A 19,034-nucleotide genomic window follows, 5' to 3' on the forward strand; every position below is an offset into this window, starting at 1 on the left:
ATGAGGGGGAGGATGGTAGGATGGGGCTGCGGTGGTCTGCGCCTCACCCCTCGATCTTCGCGAACTCAGCCACTTCCCGCGTCGCGGCGCGCAGCGCGTTGAGCAGAGCCAAGCGGTTCTCGCGGAGCTTCGGATCGGGGGCGTTGACGGTCACGTCCTGGAAGAACGCGTCGACCGGCGCGCGCAGCGTCGAGAGCGCCTGCATGGCGCCGGCGAAATCCTCGCGGGCGACGGACGCCGAGGCGGTCTCCCGCGCCTTCGCCAGCGCCTCGGCGAGCGCCCGCTCGGCCGGCTCGCCCGCTTCCGCGAGGGCGGCGTCCGGCGCGGAATCGTAGGCGCGGCCGTCCTTCTTCTCCTCGATCCGCAGGATGTTGGCCGCGCGCTTGTAGCCCGCGAGCAGGTTCTTGCCGTCCTCGGTGTCGAGGAACTGGCCGAGCGCCTCGACGCGGCGCACGACCATCAGCAGGTCGTCCTGGCCGGGGAGGGCGAAGACGGCGTCGATCAGGTCGTGGCGGGCGCCCTGATCGCGGAGATAGACCTTCAGGCGATCGGCGAGGAAACCGAGGAGATCCCGCGCGTCGGCGCCGGCCCGCCCGGCGAGGCCGCGATCCGCCGCGCCGACCTGCTCCAGCAGCCGCAGGCGCAGGCCGCGGTCGAGGATCAGCCGGATCACGCCTAGCGCCGCCCGGCGCAGGGCGAACGGATCCTTGCTGCCCGTGGGCTTCTCGTCGATCGCCCAGAAGCCCGCCAGCGTGTCGAGCTTGTCGGCGAGCGCCACCGCGATGGAGACCGGATCGCTCGGCACCCGGTCGGAGGGGCCGAGCGGCTTGTAGTGCTCCTCGATGGCTGCGCAGACGCTGTCGTGCTCGCCCTGGAGCGCCGCGTATTTGCGGCCCATCAACCCCTGAAGCTCGGGGAACTCGCCGACCATCTCGGTGACGAGGTCGGCCTTGGCGAGGCGCGCGGCGCGCTCGGCGAGCGCCGGGTCGGCCCCCACCAGCGGCGCGAGGTCCTTCGCCAGGGCCGCGATGCGGGCGATGCGCTCGCCCTGCGTCCCGAGCTTCTCGTGGAAGACGATGCTGTCGAGCTTGGGCAGCCGGTCTTCCAGGCGGGTCGCCTTGTCGGTCTCCCAGAAGAACTTCGCGTCGGACAAGCGCGCCCGGACCACCCGCTCGTTGCCGGCGGTGATCGCTTGGCCACCGTCGGTGGCGACGAGGTTCGAGACCAGGATGAAGGCCGGCGCCAGGTCCTCCGCGCCGCCCTTGCGCAGAACGAAGCACTTCTGGTTCGCCCGGATGGTCGCCCGGATCGCCTCGGCTGGGATGTCGAGGAACGACGCGTCGAACGAGCCCATCAGCACCACCGGCCATTCCACGAGGCCCGACACCTCCTCCAGCAGGCCCTCGTCCTCCACGAGGTCGAGGCCGCGGGCGAAGGCGAGGTCGCGGGCGTCGTGCAGGATCACGTCCTTGCGCCGGTCGGCGTCGAGGATGACCTTCGCGCGCTCCAGCGCCTGGATGTAGTCGTCGAACCGGCGCACCTCGATCGCCTCGGGGGCGAGGAAGCGGTGGCCGTAGGTCACGGTGCCGGCGGCGATCCCGGCGACCGAGACGGGGACCACCTCCGGCGTCTCGGTCTCGGGCCCGAAGGTCGCGACGATCGACTGCAGGGGGCGCACCCAGCGCAGCGAGCCCGGCTCGGCCGAGGCCGCGCCCCAGCGCATGGATTTCGGCCAGGGGAAGCTCTTGACGATCTCGGGCAGGAGTTCGGCGAGCACGTCGAGCGTCTCGCGGCCGGGCCGCTCGATCACCGCGAGGTAGAACTCGCCCTTCTTCGGGTCGGTGACGGTCGTGGCCTGGTCGAGGCTCGTCAGGCCCGCGCCCTTCAGGAAGCCCTGGACGGCCGCCTCGGGCGCGCCGACCCGCGGGCCGCGGCGCTCCTCGCGCACGGCCTCGCCCCGGGCGGGCAGGCCGGCAATGTGGAGCGCCAAGCGGCGCGGCGTCGAGAACGCCCGGGCGCCCTCGTACAGAAAGCCGCGCGCCACGAGGGCGTCGGTGACGAGCTTCTTCAGATCCTCCGCCGCGCGCCGCTGCATGCGGGCGGGGATCTCTTCCGAGCGGAGTTCGAGCAGGAGGTCGGGCATGGGGCGGCCATATCGCCGCGCCGCACCCCTGTCGAGGGTCGGCGCGCGGGGCTCAGCGCGACTCGCCTTTGAGGATGGTCGAGAGCTGCCACTTCCGGTCGCCGATCGCGTGGGCGTCGGAGACCTTCCAGCCGCCATCCTCGCGCACGAGGTCGTACACGATGACGTTGGCGCCGTTGCCGCCCTTGCGCTCGACCGTGACCTTTGCCTGGTCCTTGCCCTCTGTGGCCTCCTTGAAGGTCAGGTTCTTCACCGTGTCGGGCTTCAGGGGCTCGCCGTTCAGGCGGTAGTCGAAATCGAGGTTGCCGGTGGCGCCGTTGGCCTGCTTCGCGTCGGCGTCGAACAGGCCCTGCAGGCGCTTCGAGTACACGGAGGAGTGATTCGGGTGCGGCTCGGCGTAGAGCTTCTTCACCGTGGCCTCAGGCCCGGGATCGGCCGCCAGCGCGGGGGCGAGGCCGAATCCGAGGAGGCTGAGGGCGAGGATCGTCTTCTTCATTGGGCATGTCCCGCGTCTGCGGACGCGCCGAGGCGCGCCGGTTGGCGGGGGTTGCAACGCGCGAGGGCTCAAGGGGCTCCGCGACGGGGCTCCCCTCCGTCATCGCGAGCGCAGCGAAGCGACCCAGGGCGTCGGGACGTCTGGCAGCGAGGCGCGACCCTGGATTGCTTCGCTCCGCTCGCAAAGACGGGCATGCGAAGTCTGCGACGCGCGCCGGTTTCGTCGGAATGACTCACGCCCCGCCGGCGGCGGTCCTCAACCACGCCGCGCCGCAGGCCTTGGCCAGTTCGCGCACGCGGAGGATGTAGCTCTGGCGCTCCGTCACCGAGATCACGCCGCGCGCGTCGAGCAGGTTGAACACGTGGCTCGCCTTGATGCACTGGTCGTAGGCTGGCTGCGCCATGCGGTGGCGTTCACCCTCCGCGTCCGGCGCGCCAGCCGCGAGGTAGGATCGGCAGGCGGCCTCCGCGTCGGTGAACTGGCGGAACAGCATCGCGGTGTCGGCCGCCTCGAAGTTGTGGCGGGAGTACTCCTGCTCGGCCTGCAGGAACACGTCCCCGTAGGTGATCCGGTCGGCGCCCTCGGCGCCGTTGAAGTCCAGGTCGTAGACGTTCTCGACGCCCTGGACGTACATGGCGAGCCGCTCCAGCCCGTAGGTCAGCTCGCCCGCCACCGGCGCGCACTCGAAGCCCGCCACCTGCTGGAAATAGGTGAACTGGCTGACCTCCATCCCGTCGCACCAGCACTCCCAGCCGAGGCCCCAGGCGCCCAGGGTCGGGCTCTCCCAGTCGTCCTCGACGAAGCGGATGTCGTGGAGCTTGAGGTCGACGCCGATGGCGGCGAGCGACGCGAGGTAGAGCTCCTGCAAGTTCGGCGGGTTCGGCTTCAGGATGACCTGGAACTGGTAATAGTGCTGGAGCCGGTTCGGGTTCTCGCCGTAGCGGCCGTCCTTGGGCCGGCGCGACGGCTGGACGTAGGCCGCCTTCCAGGGCTTCGGGCCGAGCGCCCGCAGGGTCGTGGCCGGATGGAACGTGCCGGCGCCGACCTCCATGTCGTAGGGCTGGAGGATCACGCAGCCCTGCGCCGCCCAGAATTCCTGAAGCGTCAGGATCAGACCCTGGAAGGATTTTTTCTGGGACATCGGTCTCGGCGGCTCGGGATCGCGCGGCGGCTGGGGCCGCCGGCGGGCCGGTTTAGGTGCGGGCGGCCGGGGGTGCAAGGCGAGGGGTGTCGACCGAGGGGGCGCGGCGCCGGCAGCCCGGGTTGCCTATGCGGTCCCGATGATGGTCCGCTGGCTGCGCATCCACGGAGAGAATCATGGATCCTGACCTCGCGATCCGCCCGATCAGCCCCGGAGACCGGGACGCCTGGCTGCCGCTCTGGCGGGGCTACCAGTCCTTCTACAAGGTCGACCTGTCGGACGCCGTCACCGACACGACCTGGCAGCGCCTCAACGATCCGGCCGAGCCGGTGGACGGCGCCCTGGCGTGGCGCGGCGCCGAGGCCGTCGGCCTCGTCCACCACATCCGCCACCGCTCGGCCTGGACGATCGGCGACTACTGCTACCTCCAGGACTTGTTCGTGGCGGACGGCACGCGCGGGCTCGGGATCGGCCGCCGGCTAATCGAGCACGTCTACGCGGCCGCGCAGGCCGCCGGCTGCTCGCGCGTCCACTGGCTGACGCACGAGACCAACGCGGACGCGATGCAGCTCTACGACCGGATCGCCGAGAAGTCGGGCTTCGTGCAGTACCGCAGGATCTTCTGAGCGCCAGCGCCCGACGTGCGCCGGGACACTCAAGCGTGGCGGTTTTTGGGCGATAAACCGGAACCGCCGAGCTGACGGCCAAGTTATCAGCGCAACAGGGGATCTCGGCACCTCAGCGCTGCCGAATATTACACGTCGGACCACTCGTCATGTTCAATGCTCGCACCCGCACCAGCTTCGGCCGCAAGAACATCGCCGTCTTCGCCGCGCTCGCCATCTCGTCGCTGGCCGCCACGCCCTTCGTGATGAGCGCCACCCGCGCGCTCGCCACTTCCGAAGACCAGCCGGTGGCCGCCACCCTGCGGGTCGAGCCGGTGGAGGTCGCCCCCGTGGCGGCCGCGCCGAAGGCTGAGGGAAGCTGCCTGCGCAAGGTCCGGGTGGTCTACAGCGGCTACGGCCAGTCGGCGGACGGGTGCGCGGCCCACTGACGCCAGCGCCCCGACTCAGCCGTGGGCCGGTGCGGTCCCGGCCAGACGCTTGAGATGGAGTTCCTCCAAGTCGATCTCCGTCTCGAGCTGCCGCAGCACCGAGCTGTGGATCCGGTTCTGCCGGTGCAGGTCGATCAGGGCCGACCGGCCTGAGCGCACGGCGAGCAGAGCGGCGGCGAAGTGCTCGGTCTTCTCGGCCTCCAGCGCCGCCCGCTCGTCGCGGTCCCGCGAGGCCGCCCGCACCCGGCGGCGGTACTCCTCCACGAGGCGAGGGTGCTTCAGCGCCCCGGTCTCGGGGAACACCAGACCCTGCAGCGCGGCGAGCCCGGCCTCGTTCACGACGACGCGGGCCATCGGCGCGTCGAGGTGGCCCTCGGGGAGGTGCGCCGCGGGGTCGAGGCGGAGGCTGCGGATCAGCGGCCCCAGGGTCGTGCCCTGCACGAGCACGGTGAACAGGATCACCGCGAAGGCCGCGACCAGGATCGCGTCGCGGCCGGGGAAATCCACCGGCAGCGCCAGGGCGGCCGCCAGTGTGACGACCCCGCGCATGCCGGCCCACCCGACGATCAGCGGCACGGCCGGGTTCGGGGCGGGCTCCTGCGCGCGGACCCGCGGCGACAGGAGCCGCCGCAGGTAGACGGCCGGGAACACCCAGAGCAGACGGGCGACGACGCAGGTCGCCGTGACGGCGAGCGCCAGCGGCAGCTCCGCCGCGAGCGCCCCCATCTGGCCGCCGGTCCGGGCGAGCACGCCGCGGAGCGCCAAGCCGATCAACACGAAGACCAAGGCCTCCAGCACGAAGACCACGAACTCCCACACCGCCACGGAATGGCGGCGGGCATGCGCGTCGAAGGTCTCGTGCTCCCGGCCGCCCATCATCAGGCCGCAGGCGACCACGGCCAGAACGCCGGAGGCGTGGATCTCCTCGGCCGCGAGGTAGGCGACGTAGGCGGCGAGGAAGCTCAGCACCGTGATGGCGTTCGCGTCGTGCATCCGGCGCATCACCAGGGTCACCGCCACTCCGCACGCGATCCCGACCGCGACACCCGCCACCGCGAGCCACGCGAAGCTGCCGGCCGCCGCCCAGGCGCTGAAGGTGCCGGTGAGCGCCGCCGCCACCGCGAAGCGGTAGAGCACGAGGCCCGAGGCGTCGTTCACGAGGCTCTCGCCCTCCAGGACCGTGATCATCCGGCGGGGCAGGGCGACGCGGGCCAGCACCGCCTTGGCGGCCACCGCGTCCGGCGGCGAGACGATGGCGCCGAGGGCGAAGCAGGCGGCCCAGGGCAGGGACGGCACCACCGCGTGGGCGACGAGCCCGACCACGAGGGTCGTGAACAGGACCGCACCGAGGGACAGGGACAGGATCGGGCCGAGGCTCGCCCGGAAGTCGCGCCAGACGGTGAAGTAGGCGGATTCGAGCAGGAGCGGCGGCAGGAACAGGACCATGATCAGGTCCGGATCGAGATCGAAGGCCGGCAGGCCCGGCACCACCGCCAGCGTCATGCCGCCGAAGACGAGGGCGGCGGCCGGCGGGAAACCGAGGCGCCCGGCCGCCAGCGACAGCAGCAGGGCCGCGCCGAGGAGACCGAGGATCAGCTCGAACAGGGCGACGGATGTCATCGGTGGATCGGGCCCGGCGCCGGAGGCCCGGCAAGCGCGGCCGTTCTAGGACGTTTCCTTGTCGGATGAATACCGCGTCGGCCGTGGGTTCACCGAGGGTCGCGGTGCGGGCCGCGCCCTAGAGAGCCCCTTCCCGCACGGCGCCCGGGTCGGCCAGCGCGTGCAGGATGCGCGCGGCGCTGTGGGCGAAGCGCAGCGTCACGGCCTTGCGGCGGGCGCCGCTCAGCGGGTGCTCGGGCGGCTCGCGCAGGATCCCGGCCCCGTAGGCGTCGGCGACGATCAGGCCGCACTCTTCCGGGATCAGCGACTCGGGCACGTCCTCGGGGATGGCGAAGAAAAACCGGTCGCAGAAGTCGCGGTAATCCGGCCATTTCCGGTCGGCGCGGAAATCGGCCACGCTCGACTTGATCTCCACGATGGTGAGCTTGCCGGCGCCGCAGAGCGCGATCACATCGGCGCGGCGGCCGTTGACGAGGGAGAATTCCGGCAGGGTGACGCAGCCCATCTCGGAGAACAGCCGGCGCACGCCGCGCTGGATGCGCAGGGCCGTGGGCGATTGCCGCCGGTCGGGCGGCAGCAGCGCCTCGACGGCCGGGGGCGCGGAATCGGGAAGGCCGAGGGAAGCGGACATCGAGCTCGGGGGATGAGGCTGCGGGTGCGTCTGTACCGAATCGGGACATCCTGCCAAGTCGCACTCGGTCCGTCACCTGCGGCGCGGCATCGCCCCACGCATCACCCCGGGGCGATCACCCGAGGCAGGCCCGGATCGCGTCGAACCCGTCGGTGAGGGCGGCCGGGCCGGGCTGCAGGATCAGCGGCGACTTGATCTCGTGGATGCGCCCGTCGCGCACCGCCGGGATCGCCGCCCAGCCGGGCCGGGACCGGATGCGCTCGACATTGACCCGCTTGCCGCACCACGAGGCGAGGATCACGTCGGGCGCGGCCGCGATCACCTGCTCGGCGGTGACGATCCGGTCCTTCGCGGCCGGCTGGCGGCTCAGCTCCGGGAAGACGTCCCGCCCGCCCGCGAGGCCGATCAGGTCCGAGACCCAGCCGATGCCGGAGATCATCGGCGCGTCCCACTCCTCGAAGTAGACGCGCGGGGGCGGCCGCTCCCGGACCGAGGCGGCGGCCGCGGCCAGCCGCGCCTCGAGGCCCGCCGCCAGGGTCTCGGCCCGCTCCGGCAGGCCCACGAGGGCGCCGAGCGTGCGCACCATCGCGAGGCAGCCCGCCACGTCGCGCTGGTTGAACAGGTGGACCGCCACGCCCGCGCGGGCGAGGTCGGCGACGATGCCGGCCTGGAGGTCCGAGAAGGCCAGGACGAGGTCCGGCGCCAGCGCCAGGATCTTCGGGATGTCCGCACTGGTGAAGGCCGAGACGCGCGGCTTCTCCCGGCGGACCCGGGGCGGGCGCACCGCGTAGCCCGAGACGCCGACGATCCTGTCCTCCGCGTCCAGGAGGTACAGGGTCTCGACCGTCTCCTCTGTGAGGCAGACGATCCGCTCGGGCGGGAAGCGGCGCATCAGCGGTCGGGCCGGATCATCGGTCGAGCCGCATCACCGGTCGAGCCACGTGAGCAGCCCGGCCCCGGGGGCCAGAAGGACGAAGGCCCAGACCAGCGCGGAGGCGACGTTGGCCAGCTGGAACGGCAGCCGCGCCAGGCCGAGGATCCCGGCGAAGAGCGGGACCAGGGCACGGGCCGGCCCGAAGAAGCGCCCCAGGGCCACCGCGGCGATGCCCCACCGGCCGATGAAGGCCTCGGCCTTGGCCATGAGCTCGGGATAGCGCCGCAGCGGCCACTTGGTCTTCGCCCCCGGCCCGAGCCAGCGCCCGGCCTCGTACGAGATCCAGTCGCCGAGGGCGGCCCCGAGCGCCGCGGCGATCACCACCGGCCAGAACGGGATGTCGGCGCCGCCGACGAGGGCCCCGATGCCGACCAGGATCACGGTCGCCGGGACGAACAGCGACAGGATCGCGATCGATTCGCAGAAGGCGAGGCCACCCGCGATGACCGGCGTCCAGGCCTTGTGCGCCTCCACGAAGGCGAGGGTCGAGGTGCGCAGGGCTTCGATGTCCATGGGCTCCGAACGGGGCTGTAGGGATAGGGGGAGGGTCGGTCCCATCTGAGGCGCGCGGGGGAGGGCGGCAAGGGACAGGGGTGCGGCCGGCGCGGGAACCGGCTAACCGTAGCGGGACAACGAGCGAGTCCCGCGTTGAACGTCCTGTCGATCCAGTCCCACGTCGCCTACGGCCATGTCGGCAACGCCTCGGCGGTGTTCCCGATGCAGCGGCTCGGGGTCGAGGTCTGGCCGGTCCACACGGTGCAGTTCTCAAACCACACCGGCTACGGCGCGTGGCGCGGCCCCGTCTTCGACGCGGCGATGATCCGCGAGGTGGTGCGCGGCATCGGCGAGCGCGGCGTCCTGGGCCGCTGCGACGCGGTCCTGTCGGGCTACATGGGCTCGGCGGAGATCGGCGCCGCGATCCTGGAGGCGGTGGACGCCGTGCGCGCGGCGAACCCGCGGGCGCTCTACTGCTGCGACCCGGTGATCGGCGACGTCGAGGAGGGCGTCTACGTGCGGCCCGGCATCGAGGCGTTCCTGCGCGAGCGCGCTGTCCCGGCCGCCGACATCCTTACCCCCAACCAGTTCGAGCTCGGCCTGCTCACCGGCCTGCCGAGCGGCACCCTGGCGGAGGCCGGGGCCGCGATCGCGGCGCTCCGGGCGCGCGGGCCGCGGGTGGTCCTGGTCACCTCGGCGCTCTGCGCCGACACGCCCGCCGACAGCATCGACCTGCTCGCGGGCGCGGAGGGGCGGGTGTTCCGGGTCCGGACGCCGCGGCTCGCCATCGCGGTGAACGGGGCCGGCGACTGCATCGCGGCGCTGTTCCTGGTGCATTACGCCCGGACCGGCTCGGCCGAGGCGGCGCTGGGCGCGGCGGCGGCCTCGATCTACGGGCTGCTCAAGCGCACCGCCGAGGCGGGATCGCGGGAGATCCTGACGGTCGCCGCGCAGGAGGAGTACGTGAACCCGAGCGCGCGGTTTCCGGTCGAGGCGGTCTGAGGCGCCCCCGGCAAACCGCTCCGCCCAAGTCCGCAGAGAGCAGGAAGGATCGACCCGATGGCGCGCCGCTTCGTCACCCTCGATGTGTTCACCGAGCGGAGGCTCGCCGGCAATCCACTCGCCGTGGTGCTCGACGCGGAGGGGCTCGACACCGCGGCCATGCAGGCCATCGCGCGGGAGTTCAACCTGTCGGAGACGGTCTTCGTCTTCCCGCCCGCGGAGGCCCGGCACCGGGCGTCGCTGCGCATCTTCACCCCCGCCCGGGAGCTGCCCTTCGCCGGGCACCCGACGGTGGGCACGGCCGTGCTGCTGGCGCTGCAGGACCCGACCCGGGGCGACGCCCGGGCCTTTGGCCTGGAGGAGGGGATCGGGATCGTCCCCTGCGTGGTCGAGACCCTGGCGGACGGGACCGGCGGACGGGCCCGGTTCCGCCTCCCGGTCCTGCCGGACTACCTCGGTCCCGGCCCCGATCCCGCCGTGCTGGCGCGGCTCCTGGGCCTCGAGCCCGGCGACATCGGCACCGGCCGGCACGCGCCGAGCCGCCACGGCGTGGGGCCGACCTTCACCTGCGTGCCGGTGGCGTCGGTCGCCGCCCTCGACGCCGCCCGGACGGCCCAGGCGCCCGATCCGGCCGACGGGCTCTACCTCTACGCCCCGGATCCCGAGGGCACCGGTCAGCGCTGGCGCGTCCGCATGTTCGCGCCGAATGTCGGCGTGCCGGAGGATCCCGCCACCGGCTCGGCGGCCTCCGCCTTCGCGGGGGTGCTGATGCAGTTCGAGGCGCTGGGCGACGGCACCCACGACGTGGCGATCCGCCAGGGCGAGGCGATGGGGCGGCCGAGCGACATCGCGCTCCAGCTCACGATCGCGGCCGGCGCCCTGCAGGGCGTCGAGATCGGCGGCGCCGCCGTGATCCTGTCGGACGGCAGCCTGCATGTCTGAAGGCTCCTCCGACGGCGTCTCCGACGGCTTCCGGATCACCCGCGTCGCGGAGGTGGCGGCGCGGTTCGTAGACCACGACTGGGCCTTCCCGCGCGTGCACGAAGCCGCCATCGCGGCCCACTGGCAGACCCGGCTGCGCCGCAGCCCCGGCATGTTCGACGGGACCGTCCTGCTGTGCTGCGACCACGCCGTTACCGACGGGGTCGCCCGCCTCGACCTGTTCGCGACGCGCTACGCGACCTTCACCTACTACCGGGACAGGCCCCACGCAGAGGCCCGCATCGCCAACGCCTTCGCGGCGATCGTGCCCTGGACGGCGGACGGCGCCGTCCTGCTCGGCGAGATGGGCGCCCACACGGCCAATGCCGGCCAGCTCTACTTCCCCTGCGGCACCCCGGATCCGGACGACGTGCGCGGCGCGCGGGTCGATCTCACCGGCAGCGCCGCACGGGAACTCGCCGAGGAGACCGGCCTCGCGCTGCCCGCCGGGGCCGAGACGGAATGGGTTCTGCTGGAGGGGGAAGGCCAGCTCGCCTTCCTGCGGCCGGTGCGCTTCCCCGAACCCGCCGCCCGGCTCGTGGCGCGCATCGCCGACCATCTCGGCGCCGAGGACGAGCCGGAACTCGCCCGGATGCACGTGGTGCGAGGCCGCGAGGACATCGATCCCGCGCGGATGCCGGGCTTCGTGCGGGCCTACTTGGCGGACGCGTTCCCGCCCGCCCGCTAACCGGCGCGGCGCGCAGGGAAAGACATTCGTCTCCCCACGGAGGTCGGCCGGATGTCGTATCGTTTGCCGACCACGAGCAATACAGATTTCCGTTTCATTGACCGCCCTTGCGGCAAGCATAAACTCGGATTTCCACCGAACAGCCCTGCACAAAGCGGGCAGCGTATCCCGGCAGGCCCCATGTTCATCCGATCTCACTTGCGGCCCGGTGGCCGCCGGCTCGCCGGGGCGCGGCTCGCGACCGCACTGACGCTGGCCACCGTGACGCTGGCCGCGGTGGCCGCCCGCGCGGAGGAGGTCGTCCTGCGGGTCGGCGACCAGAAGGGCGGGAACCGGTCGCTCCTTGAGATCGCCGGCTACGCGAAGGATCTGCCCTACCGGATCGCCTGGTCAGAACTCCCCGCCGCCGCGCCGATCCTGGAGGCGCTCAACGCCGGCGCTCTCGATGTCGGCTACACCGGTGACCTCTCCTTCCTCACCGTCGTCGCGGCCGGGGCACCGATCAAGGCGATCGGTGGCACCAAGTCCGATCCCCGGACGCAGGCGATCCTGGTCCGCGCGGATTCTCCGATCCGCTCGGCCGCAGATCTGAAGGGGAAGCGGCTCGCCGGCACCCGCGGCGGCTGGGGCCAGTTCCTGATCAGCGCGACGCTGGAGAAGGCCGGGATCGCGCCGTCCGAGGCCACCTTCGCGCCACTCAACCCGGTCGACGCGAAGGTCGCGCTGATGGCCGGCTCGGTGGATGCCTGGGCGGTCTGGGAGCCCTACGTCGCGTTCGCGACGCTCAAGGACGGGGCCCGGCCGATCGCGGACGGCGCGGGCCTCACGCCGACCATCACCTTCATCGTCGCCTCGGACAGCGCCATCGCCACCACGCGGGCGGCGCTGCAGGACCTCCTGAGCCGCCTGAACCGGGCGCGACTCTGGTCGCTGGACCATCTGGACGCCTACGCCCGGAACACGGCCGCGCTGACCAAGATGCCGGAGGACGTCCTGCGCGCGGCCTACACGGCGCAGCGGACCAGCCCGATCGCGCTCGACGAGGGCGTCGTGAAGGAGGTCCAGGACGCCTCGGACCGGGCGACGCGGTACGGCATCCTGTCGAAGACGCTCGACGTCGGCCGGGCCGTGGACCGGAGCTTCACGGAAGCGGCCTCGAACTGAGCGGGGCGCGGTCGTCACGCCCCGCGATTTTTGCGGCACTGCGGGAGCTTCACTGTTTCCGGCACGTTCACCAGGGGCTCCCCGCAGCGGCACGTGGCCGGGCGGGTCGCGTTCCGGAGTGTCCATGTCCGATTCCCGTCGTCCCGCATCGCAGGCCCGCGCGACCCGCTCGCGCATCCAGGAAGGCCAACCCTATCCCCTCGGCGCCACCTGGGACGGGCTCGGGGTCAATTTCGCGCTGTTCTCGGCCCACGCCACCAAGGTTGAGCTCTGCCTGTTCGACGACCAGGGTGAGCAGGAGATCGAGCGCATCGAGCTGCCCGAGTACACGGACGAGATCTGGCACGGCTACCTGCCCGACGCGCGCCCCGGCACGATCTACGGCTACCGCGTCCACGGCCCCTACGAGCCGAAGGCCGGACACCGGTTCAACGCCAACAAGCTGCTGATCGACCCCTACGCCAAAGGGCTCGTCGGCTCGATCACCTGGAACCCGGCCCTGTTCGGCTACCAGATGGAGACGGGCGACGACCTGACCTTCGACGAGCGCGACAGCGCCCCCTACACGCGCCGCTCCCGCGTCATCGACCCAGCCTTCACCTGGGGACGCCACCGCAAGCCGCTGATCCCCTGGGAGAAGACCATCGTCTACGAGGCCCACGTCAAGGGCATGACCAAGCTCGACCCGCGGGTGCCGGAGAAGCTGCGCGGAACCTATGCCGGTCTCGGCACCCGGGACGTGCTCGACTACATCAAGAGTCTCGGTGTCACCTCGGTGGAGCTGCTGCCGGTCCACTCTTTCGTGCAGGACGACTACCTGCAGCAGAAGGACCTGGTGAATTACTGGGGCTACAACACGATCTCGTTCTTCACCCCCGCACGGCGCTACGCCGCGGTGCCGGATTTCGCCTTCTCCGAGTTCAAGGAGATGGTCTCGCGCTTCCACGGCGCCGGCCTCGAGGTGATCCTCGACGTGGTCTACAACCACACCGCCGAGGGCAACGAGAAGGGTCCGACTCTCTCGTTCAAGGGCGTCGACAACGCCTCCTACTACCGGCTGCTGCCGAACGATCCGCGCTACTACATCAACGACACCGGCACCGGGAACACCTTCAACCTGTCGCACCCGCGGGTGCTGCAGCTCGTCACCGACTCCCTGCGCTACTGGGCGCAGGAGATGCAGGTGGACGGGTTCCGTTTTGACCTCGCCACGATCCTGGGCCGCGAGCCCTACGGTTTCGACGAGGGCGGCGGCTTCCTCGACACCTGCCGACAGGACCCGGTGCTCAACAACGTCAAGCTGATCGCCGAGCCGTGGGATTGCGGCCCGGGCGGCTACCAGGTCGGCGGTTTCCCGCCGGGCTGGGCCGAGTGGAACGACCGGTTCCGCGACGACGTCCGCGCCTACTGGAAGGGCGACGGCGGGCTGCTGCCGGACCTGGCGGCGCGCGTCTCGGGCTCGGCCGACAAGTTCAACAAGCGCGGGCGCAAGCCCTGGGCCTCGGTGAACTTCCTCACCGCCCATGACGGCTTCACCCTGCACGACACGGTCTCGTACAACGACAAGCACAACGAGGCGAACGGCGAGGGCAACCGGGACGGCCACTCGCACAACCTCTCGTACAATTACGGGGTGGAGGGCCCGACGGACGATCCCGAGATCCGGGCGGTGCGCCTGCGCCAGATGCGCAACATGCTGGCGACCCTGTTCCTGTCCCGCGGCACGCCGATGCTGCTCGCGGGCGACGAGTTCGCCCGGACCCAGAACGGCAACAACAACGCCTACTGCCAGGATAACGAGGTCTCCTGGCTCGACTGGGGGGCGATCGGCGACGAGCAGCGGGATCTGGCCGAGTTCACCCAGCGCCTGATCATCCTACGCAACGCCCTGCCGATCCTGAGCCGCGGGCGGTTCCTCACCGGCCAGTACGACGAGGAGTTCGGCGTCAAGGACGTGACGTGGCTGCGGCCGGACGGCAGCGAGATGGCGGGCGAGAACTGGTCGGACGGCGAGGCCCGGGCCTTCGCGGTCCAGCTCGACGGGCGCGCCCAGGCCACCGGCCTTCACCGCCGCGGCGGCGACGCGACGCTGCTGATCATGTTCAACGCCTACCACGACCTCGTGACGTTCACGCTGCCGGAATCGGTCGGCGGCGTGGCCTGGACGCGGCTCCTCGACACCAACCTGCCCGACAGCCAGGACGTGGAGAGCTTCAAGTTCGGCTCCGGCTACGACGTGACCGGGCGCTCGCTCCTGATGTTCGTGCTGAAGCCCGAGGACAGCCCCGGGGTCGAGGACAACGCCATGGAGCGCTCTTACCAGCACGTGATGCAGGCCTTCGAGCGGGCGAACGTAGAGCATGTCCGCTTCCACCTCGACGACGTGGAGGGGTGAGGGACGCGGCCGGGCGGTTTTCGCATCGCCCGGCCATCTGCGCCTTGCGCCGGACTGCGCACCCGGCTAACAGCACGGCACCGCGCGGCCCTGGTCGCGCCCAGCGCGCCGCGTGCGCGCCCGGGTGCTCGGTTCGCGGACGGAGGGGTGGCCGAGTGGTTGAAGGCGCACGCCTGGAAAGTGTGTATACCGGAAACGGTATCGCGGGTTCGAATCCCGCTCCCTCCGCCAACTTGCATTGAATTCCCTTCCAATTTTCCGAAATCCGTGCCTTTACTACACCAGCCGCCCCGATGTGATCGTCAATAACCTCGCGACCTTCTCCGATCTGCGCATGGCCGCCGAGGTCAGCGACCAGGACATCGACGACGCCGTCAACGCGGTGCTCCCGGATCTAGATCTGGCGACCGAGGCTTGCTCGCTCGCGAAGGGCTGAAGTCTCGACCTCATCAAGTCGCTTCGCACGAACACTCGCGCAGCTGAGGCGTGACCACCGACAAGGTGGCCTGGAAGCGCAATGGTCCAGACTGCGATCCTGCCGGTACACATGGCGAAGGCAAGACCGAGAAAGACTCCGCGACGAGCTGAACTGATGCGGTGGATGCCCCCCACCGACCGGCATCTCGTATGCCTGACGGTTGTATCGGAACCTATTATAGAGGTCATCCACCGCAACAGTTCATCCCATATCCGCTGCACGGCCCGCAACGAGATCCCGACAGCCCGTGCCACGGCACGGCCGGTCCAGTGGGTGATCTCGCCGGGCGGCTCCGAGCAGGTCAGCGCCAGCACCTCGGCCACCGTCTCAATCGAATGGGGCAGCGTGCCGGGCGGACGCGTCTTGTCGCGCAGTAGACCTTCGACGCCAGCCTCGGCGTAGCGCCGCTGCCAGCGCCACATGGCCCGGCGGCTGACGCTTAGCCGCCGGGCGACGTCCTGGACATCAGGCGCTCGGCCGAAAGCAAGACGATGTGGGCGCCCTGGATATGTTTGAGCGAGCGAGAGCGGTCGCTGGCGATCGCAACCAGCCATGCCGCGTCGCTCGCATCGAGAAAAACGCATACGGTCTGAGCCATGGCCCAGACTCGCACCCCTCACCGCCTGCGTGAATCCTCCGTTCGCGTCACTGCACTAGCGGATAGCGAAAGCCCTCAAAATCGGAAACGAATGCGGATCTGAACGAAATTTTTGTCCGAAAAGGCGCCTTCCGATCGCCAAATTCCCAAGGGCCACCGTGTCGATTTTAACACATTCATCATCATAGAAATCTGTATGCTACCTAGAAGTTGTGCGAATGGCGGTCTGATGGACATGGGATCTGGCGACACGGACAACCGCAACGTGACTTTGCAGGATTTGCAACCTCGCGAGGAGCGTTGGCGTACCCTCAGACAGCGGCCGGTCATCGCTTGGTTTACCGGCCTGTCCGGCTCCGGTAAGTCGAGCATAGCCAATGCCGTTGATCGCGCGCTGACGCAGGCCGGGCGCCACACCATGGTGCTCGACGGCGACAACCTACGTCACGGCCTCAGCAGGGACCTGGGCTTCACCGACGCCGACCGCGTTGAGAATATCCGACGCGCGGCTGAGACGGCTCGTTTGATGGCTGATGCCGGCTTGGTGGTGATCATTTCGCTGATCTCACCCTTCCGCCAAGAACGCGCGATGGCCCGCAGCATCGCTGGCGAAATACCTTTCCTCGAAGTCTATATTAATACGCCACTCCAGATTTGTGAGCGGCGAGACCCGAAGGGGCTGTATCTAAAAGCCCGAGCAGGGAAGATCGCGCATTTCACCGGCATCTCCGCCCCTTACGAAGCTCCCAAAGCACCTGATCTGGCGGTACCGACCGAAGGCCACACGATTGAGAGCTCGGCTGCACCAATCATCTCTAGGTTGATGCAAATTTCGATGGCAAATGCGTCTATCTGTTCGGACGTCAACTCACGAAAAATTGATTGCGCTCCAATGCTCGAAGTTGCTTGAAGCCGACCGATGGCGGTGGTGGACGCATCAAGACACATCTATTTGTCGGCTGAATGGCGCAAAAGGGCGTTTCATCAGGCGGCGTTTATGATTTATGTCCGAAAGCACCTAGAGGTAGGTCAATACTATTGCTCCGATGACGGCAGCATTCAGGGCGTCATAATTAATTTATGGCCAGTAGAAAACGGTTCGGAAGTCCTTGTACAGCGGCACTCGAATTCTAAAATTGTTCGCATTTTCGTCCCCAGCGAGATGCGGCCCAAAAAGCAGTGACATCTGATGGGATACAATTTCATATAGTGCTGTGAACCTTTGACCCATCGGAGCTTCGCGTCTCCCGTCACCCACTTCACATTCTCGCGATCCGAGCGCGATCCCGAAGGACGAGACCTGCCGGAACTGGAATCGGTGGCGATCGGTCGGCGACGGCCCCCTGCAGGGATAGGCCACCGGCAATTAGCTAACCTGCGTCGTGTACCGTGACGTGTGCATCTCTAACTTGGTGGTCTAGGTGTTTGATCCCGCGATGTGGTGGTACGGTTGACCACCATGGGGCGAGGGATGCGCTATGGGCCAAATTCTCCACGGCAGCGCCCGCACGACGGAGCGGCTGCGTTGAAGGTCAAGCGGTGAGTGGCTGCCAGGGCGTGCGGTTGCGGATGATCGCGTTGAGCGTCACCAGAAGCTTCCGCATTACCGCCAGGAGGGCGACCTTCCTCGGCCGGCCACGCTCAGTGAGCCGCTCGTAGAAGGGTCGGAACGGAGAGCCTCGCCGGATGGCGGTCAGGGCTGCCATGTACAGCACGCCCCGCACCGACGTTCGCCCGCCCGCGATGGATCGCCGACCGCGCATCAGGCCAGAATCGCGGTTGATCGGCGCGATACCGACGAGAGCTGCGAGCTGGTGGCGGCCGATGGTGCCGAGTTCAGGAAGCTGAGCCAGAAGCGTACGCGCGGTGACGTCGCCGATGCCCGGAACGGACTTGAGCAGCGCCTCGGTCTCGCACCAGACCGGAGAGGCCTTGATGGCTTGACCAATGTCACCGTCGAGTTCCGAGAGCTCGCTCTCCAGGAAGGTGATGTGCCGATTGAGCCTCCGGATCAGCTGTTTGTCCACGGCTTGATCGCGGCGGTTGGTCTCCATGTTGATCATCCCAATGATCTGCCGCCGCCGGCTCACGAGCTCGGCGAAGTGGCTTCTCTCCGGTTCTGGCAGGGGCCTGGCTGGTGGTCTGATGCGTTCAGCGAAGAGGGCGATCACCTCAGCGTCGAGCGTGTCGGTCTTCGCCAGCCGGCCCATGGCTCTGGCGAAGTCGCGGATTTGGCGTGGGTTGACGATGCAGAGCGGCAGTCCGGCCGCAGCGAGCGCTGCAGCGACACTCGCCTCGAAGCCACCCGTGGCTTCCAGAACGACGAGGGCAACCGGGAGGCTACTGAAGCGGCGCGCGAGAACCTCCAGCCCCTTCGCGTCGCGAGGGACATGGAAGGCCTCGCCTGAGGGTCTGAGGTGAACGTCGAGGCGGTCCTTGGACACGTCGATGCCGACAAAGATGGTGCGTTGTTCGTCCATGACCCTACCTTGCAAATGCGGGCTCGGGCCCGAGCGGCTGTCCGGGTTCGGGACTGTGGGGGTGAGGGCCGCACCTTGCTCTGTCACGGGCTTACAAGCCCAAGGCGAACGCGGGCTCACCCTCACCGTGTAGCCTCGCTGGCTTCGCGTCAGCGGGCAACTTCAAGATACAAGGCGATCCGTCGCGCAATACAGCTACGTCAAGAGAGTGTGAGAGCGGCGGCCAAGCGCTACGGCGTCAGCCCGACGACGATCCAGAAATGGCGCGCACGGCAGTCGACGGCAGATGCCGCCCTGGGGCCGAAAGAAGCTCGGTCGACGGTCCTGACACTGGAGGACGAGGCGACCATCGTCGCCTTCCGCCGGCATACCCTGTTGCCGCTGGACGACTGCCTCTACGGCCTGCAGCCCACGATCCCGCATCTGACCCGCTCGTCGCTGCACCGTTGCCTTGAGCGGCACGGCATCAGCCGCCTGCCCGAGATGAAGGGCGACAAGCCCAAGAAGAAGCGCTTTGCCGATTACCCCATCGGCTACGTCCACATCGACATCGCCGAGGTCAGGACGGAGGAAGGCAAGCTCTACCTGTTTGTGGCTATTGAACTGCGCCGAGTATCTCGGAGGCTTTTTGGTTTGGGTCAGGCTGCAAGGTTTGGACCTCGGCCTGGGCATAGTAGCGCGCTTCCGCCTCGGCGGGAGGGATGTGGCCGATGGGTTCGAGCAGTCGGCGGTTG

16 protein-coding genes, 1 tRNA gene and 2 pseudogenes are annotated in these 19,034 nt (G+C 69.4%); 10 read left to right on the top strand and 9 right to left on the bottom strand.

Annotation, left to right across the window (positions count from 1 at the left end; all coding sequences use genetic code 11):
- Positions 1-43 precede the first annotated feature (43 nt).
- From glyS to ASG32_RS06180, 3 genes are all read right to left on the bottom strand, one after another.
- Entirely contained in the window at positions 44-2,143 is a 2,100-nt protein-coding gene (gene glyS / locus ASG32_RS06170) for a glycine--tRNA ligase subunit beta (protein WP_056523535.1), read from the bottom strand.
- A 52-nt stretch (positions 2,144-2,195) separates the two neighbouring features.
- Entirely contained in the window at positions 2,196-2,639 is a 444-nt protein-coding gene (locus tag ASG32_RS06175; RefSeq protein WP_042671538.1) for a DUF3828 domain-containing protein, read from the bottom strand.
- Between the two features lie 232 nt (positions 2,640-2,871).
- Positions 2,872-3,780, bottom strand: a complete 909-nt coding sequence (locus ASG32_RS06180) for a glycine--tRNA ligase subunit alpha (RefSeq protein ID WP_056523537.1) — start codon at positions 3,778-3,780, stop codon at positions 2,872-2,874.
- A 176-nt stretch (positions 3,781-3,956) separates the two neighbouring features.
- Here ASG32_RS06180 and ASG32_RS06185 point away from each other — a divergent pair, with 176 nt between their 5' ends.
- Together ASG32_RS06185 and ASG32_RS06190 are read left to right on the top strand one after the other, a co-directional pair.
- Positions 3,957-4,406: a GNAT family N-acetyltransferase gene (locus ASG32_RS06185; RefSeq protein ID WP_056523539.1), complete on the top strand. Its 450-nt coding sequence runs from the start codon at positions 3,957-3,959 to the stop codon at positions 4,404-4,406.
- Positions 4,407-4,555: 149 nt separating this feature from the next.
- A complete protein-coding gene (locus ASG32_RS06190) occupies positions 4,556-4,834 on the top strand; it encodes a hypothetical protein (protein WP_042671541.1) in 279 nt (92 codons plus the stop codon).
- Positions 4,835-4,849: 15 nt separating this feature from the next.
- Here ASG32_RS06190 and ASG32_RS06195 read toward each other — a convergent pair whose 3' ends face one another.
- The 4 genes from ASG32_RS06195 to ASG32_RS06210 all read right to left on the bottom strand — a co-directional run bounded on the left by ASG32_RS06195 (position 4,850) and on the right by ASG32_RS06210 (position 8,532).
- Complete coding sequence (locus ASG32_RS06195) at positions 4,850-6,454, bottom strand: Na+/H+ antiporter (protein ID WP_056523541.1); 1,605 nt, start codon at positions 6,452-6,454, stop codon at positions 4,850-4,852.
- A 118-nt stretch (positions 6,455-6,572) separates the two neighbouring features.
- Positions 6,573-7,085, bottom strand: a complete 513-nt coding sequence (locus tag ASG32_RS06200; RefSeq protein WP_056523543.1) for an MmcB family DNA repair protein — start codon at positions 7,083-7,085, stop codon at positions 6,573-6,575.
- 115 nt (positions 7,086-7,200) lie between these two features.
- Positions 7,201-7,977, bottom strand: coding sequence for a cobalamin-binding protein (locus ASG32_RS06205; RefSeq protein ID WP_056523545.1), 777 nt, complete (start codon positions 7,975-7,977; stop codon positions 7,201-7,203).
- Positions 7,978-8,010: 33 nt separating this feature from the next.
- Positions 8,011-8,532, bottom strand: coding sequence for a DedA family protein (locus ASG32_RS06210; RefSeq protein WP_056523547.1), 522 nt, complete (start codon positions 8,530-8,532; stop codon positions 8,011-8,013).
- 135 nt (positions 8,533-8,667) lie between these two features.
- On the opposite strand from ASG32_RS06210, the gene pdxY reads away from it, so the two are divergent.
- From pdxY to ASG32_RS06240, 6 genes are all read left to right on the top strand, one after another.
- The gene (gene pdxY, locus ASG32_RS06215) at positions 8,668-9,516 is read left to right on the top strand and encodes a pyridoxal kinase PdxY (protein WP_020092476.1); all 849 of its coding nucleotides are present in this window, start codon (positions 8,668-8,670) and stop codon (positions 9,514-9,516) included.
- Between the two features lie 57 nt (positions 9,517-9,573).
- Positions 9,574-10,458, top strand: coding sequence for a PhzF family phenazine biosynthesis protein (locus ASG32_RS06220; protein ID WP_056523549.1), 885 nt, complete (start codon positions 9,574-9,576; stop codon positions 10,456-10,458).
- Positions 10,451-11,185 carry an NUDIX hydrolase gene (locus tag ASG32_RS06225; RefSeq protein WP_056523551.1) on the top strand — a complete coding sequence of 245 codons (735 nt, stop codon included), beginning with the start codon at positions 10,451-10,453 and terminating at the stop codon, positions 11,183-11,185. Before ASG32_RS06220 ends, ASG32_RS06225 begins: the two co-directional genes overlap by 8 nt.
- Positions 11,186-11,365: 180 nt before the next feature.
- Positions 11,366-12,349: an ABC transporter substrate-binding protein gene (locus ASG32_RS06230; protein WP_056523553.1), complete on the top strand. Its 984-nt coding sequence runs from the start codon at positions 11,366-11,368 to the stop codon at positions 12,347-12,349.
- Between the two features lie 124 nt (positions 12,350-12,473).
- Positions 12,474-14,744 carry a glycogen debranching protein GlgX gene (gene glgX / locus ASG32_RS06235; protein WP_056523555.1) on the top strand — a complete coding sequence of 757 codons (2,271 nt, stop codon included), beginning with the start codon at positions 12,474-12,476 and terminating at the stop codon, positions 14,742-14,744.
- 141 nt (positions 14,745-14,885) lie between these two features.
- Positions 14,886-14,975, top strand: a tRNA-Ser gene (locus ASG32_RS06240).
- Positions 14,976-15,425: 450 nt separating this feature from the next.
- Here the strand turns inward: ASG32_RS06240 and ASG32_RS06250 are convergent.
- Positions 15,426-15,820 (bottom strand): annotated as a pseudogene (locus ASG32_RS06250) (helix-turn-helix domain-containing protein); the annotation flags it as partial.
- A 235-nt stretch (positions 15,821-16,055) separates the two neighbouring features.
- Here ASG32_RS06250 and cysC point away from each other — a divergent pair.
- Positions 16,056-16,730, top strand: a complete 675-nt coding sequence (gene cysC, locus ASG32_RS32200; protein ID WP_107351928.1) for an adenylyl-sulfate kinase — start codon at positions 16,056-16,058, stop codon at positions 16,728-16,730.
- Positions 16,731-17,352: 622 nt separating this feature from the next.
- Here cysC and ASG32_RS06255 read toward each other — a convergent pair.
- Positions 17,353-18,300 carry an IS110 family transposase gene (locus tag ASG32_RS06255; protein ID WP_056523558.1) on the bottom strand — a complete coding sequence of 316 codons (948 nt, stop codon included), beginning with the start codon at positions 18,298-18,300 and terminating at the stop codon, positions 17,353-17,355.
- Between the two features lie 210 nt (positions 18,301-18,510).
- On the opposite strand from ASG32_RS06255, the pseudogene ASG32_RS32205 reads away from it, so the two are divergent.
- Positions 18,511-19,034 (top strand): annotated as a pseudogene (locus ASG32_RS32205) (hypothetical protein); the annotation flags it as partial.

The organism is Methylobacterium sp. Leaf361 (assembly GCF_001424445.1).
Taxonomy (GTDB): domain Bacteria; phylum Pseudomonadota; class Alphaproteobacteria; order Rhizobiales; family Beijerinckiaceae; genus Methylobacterium.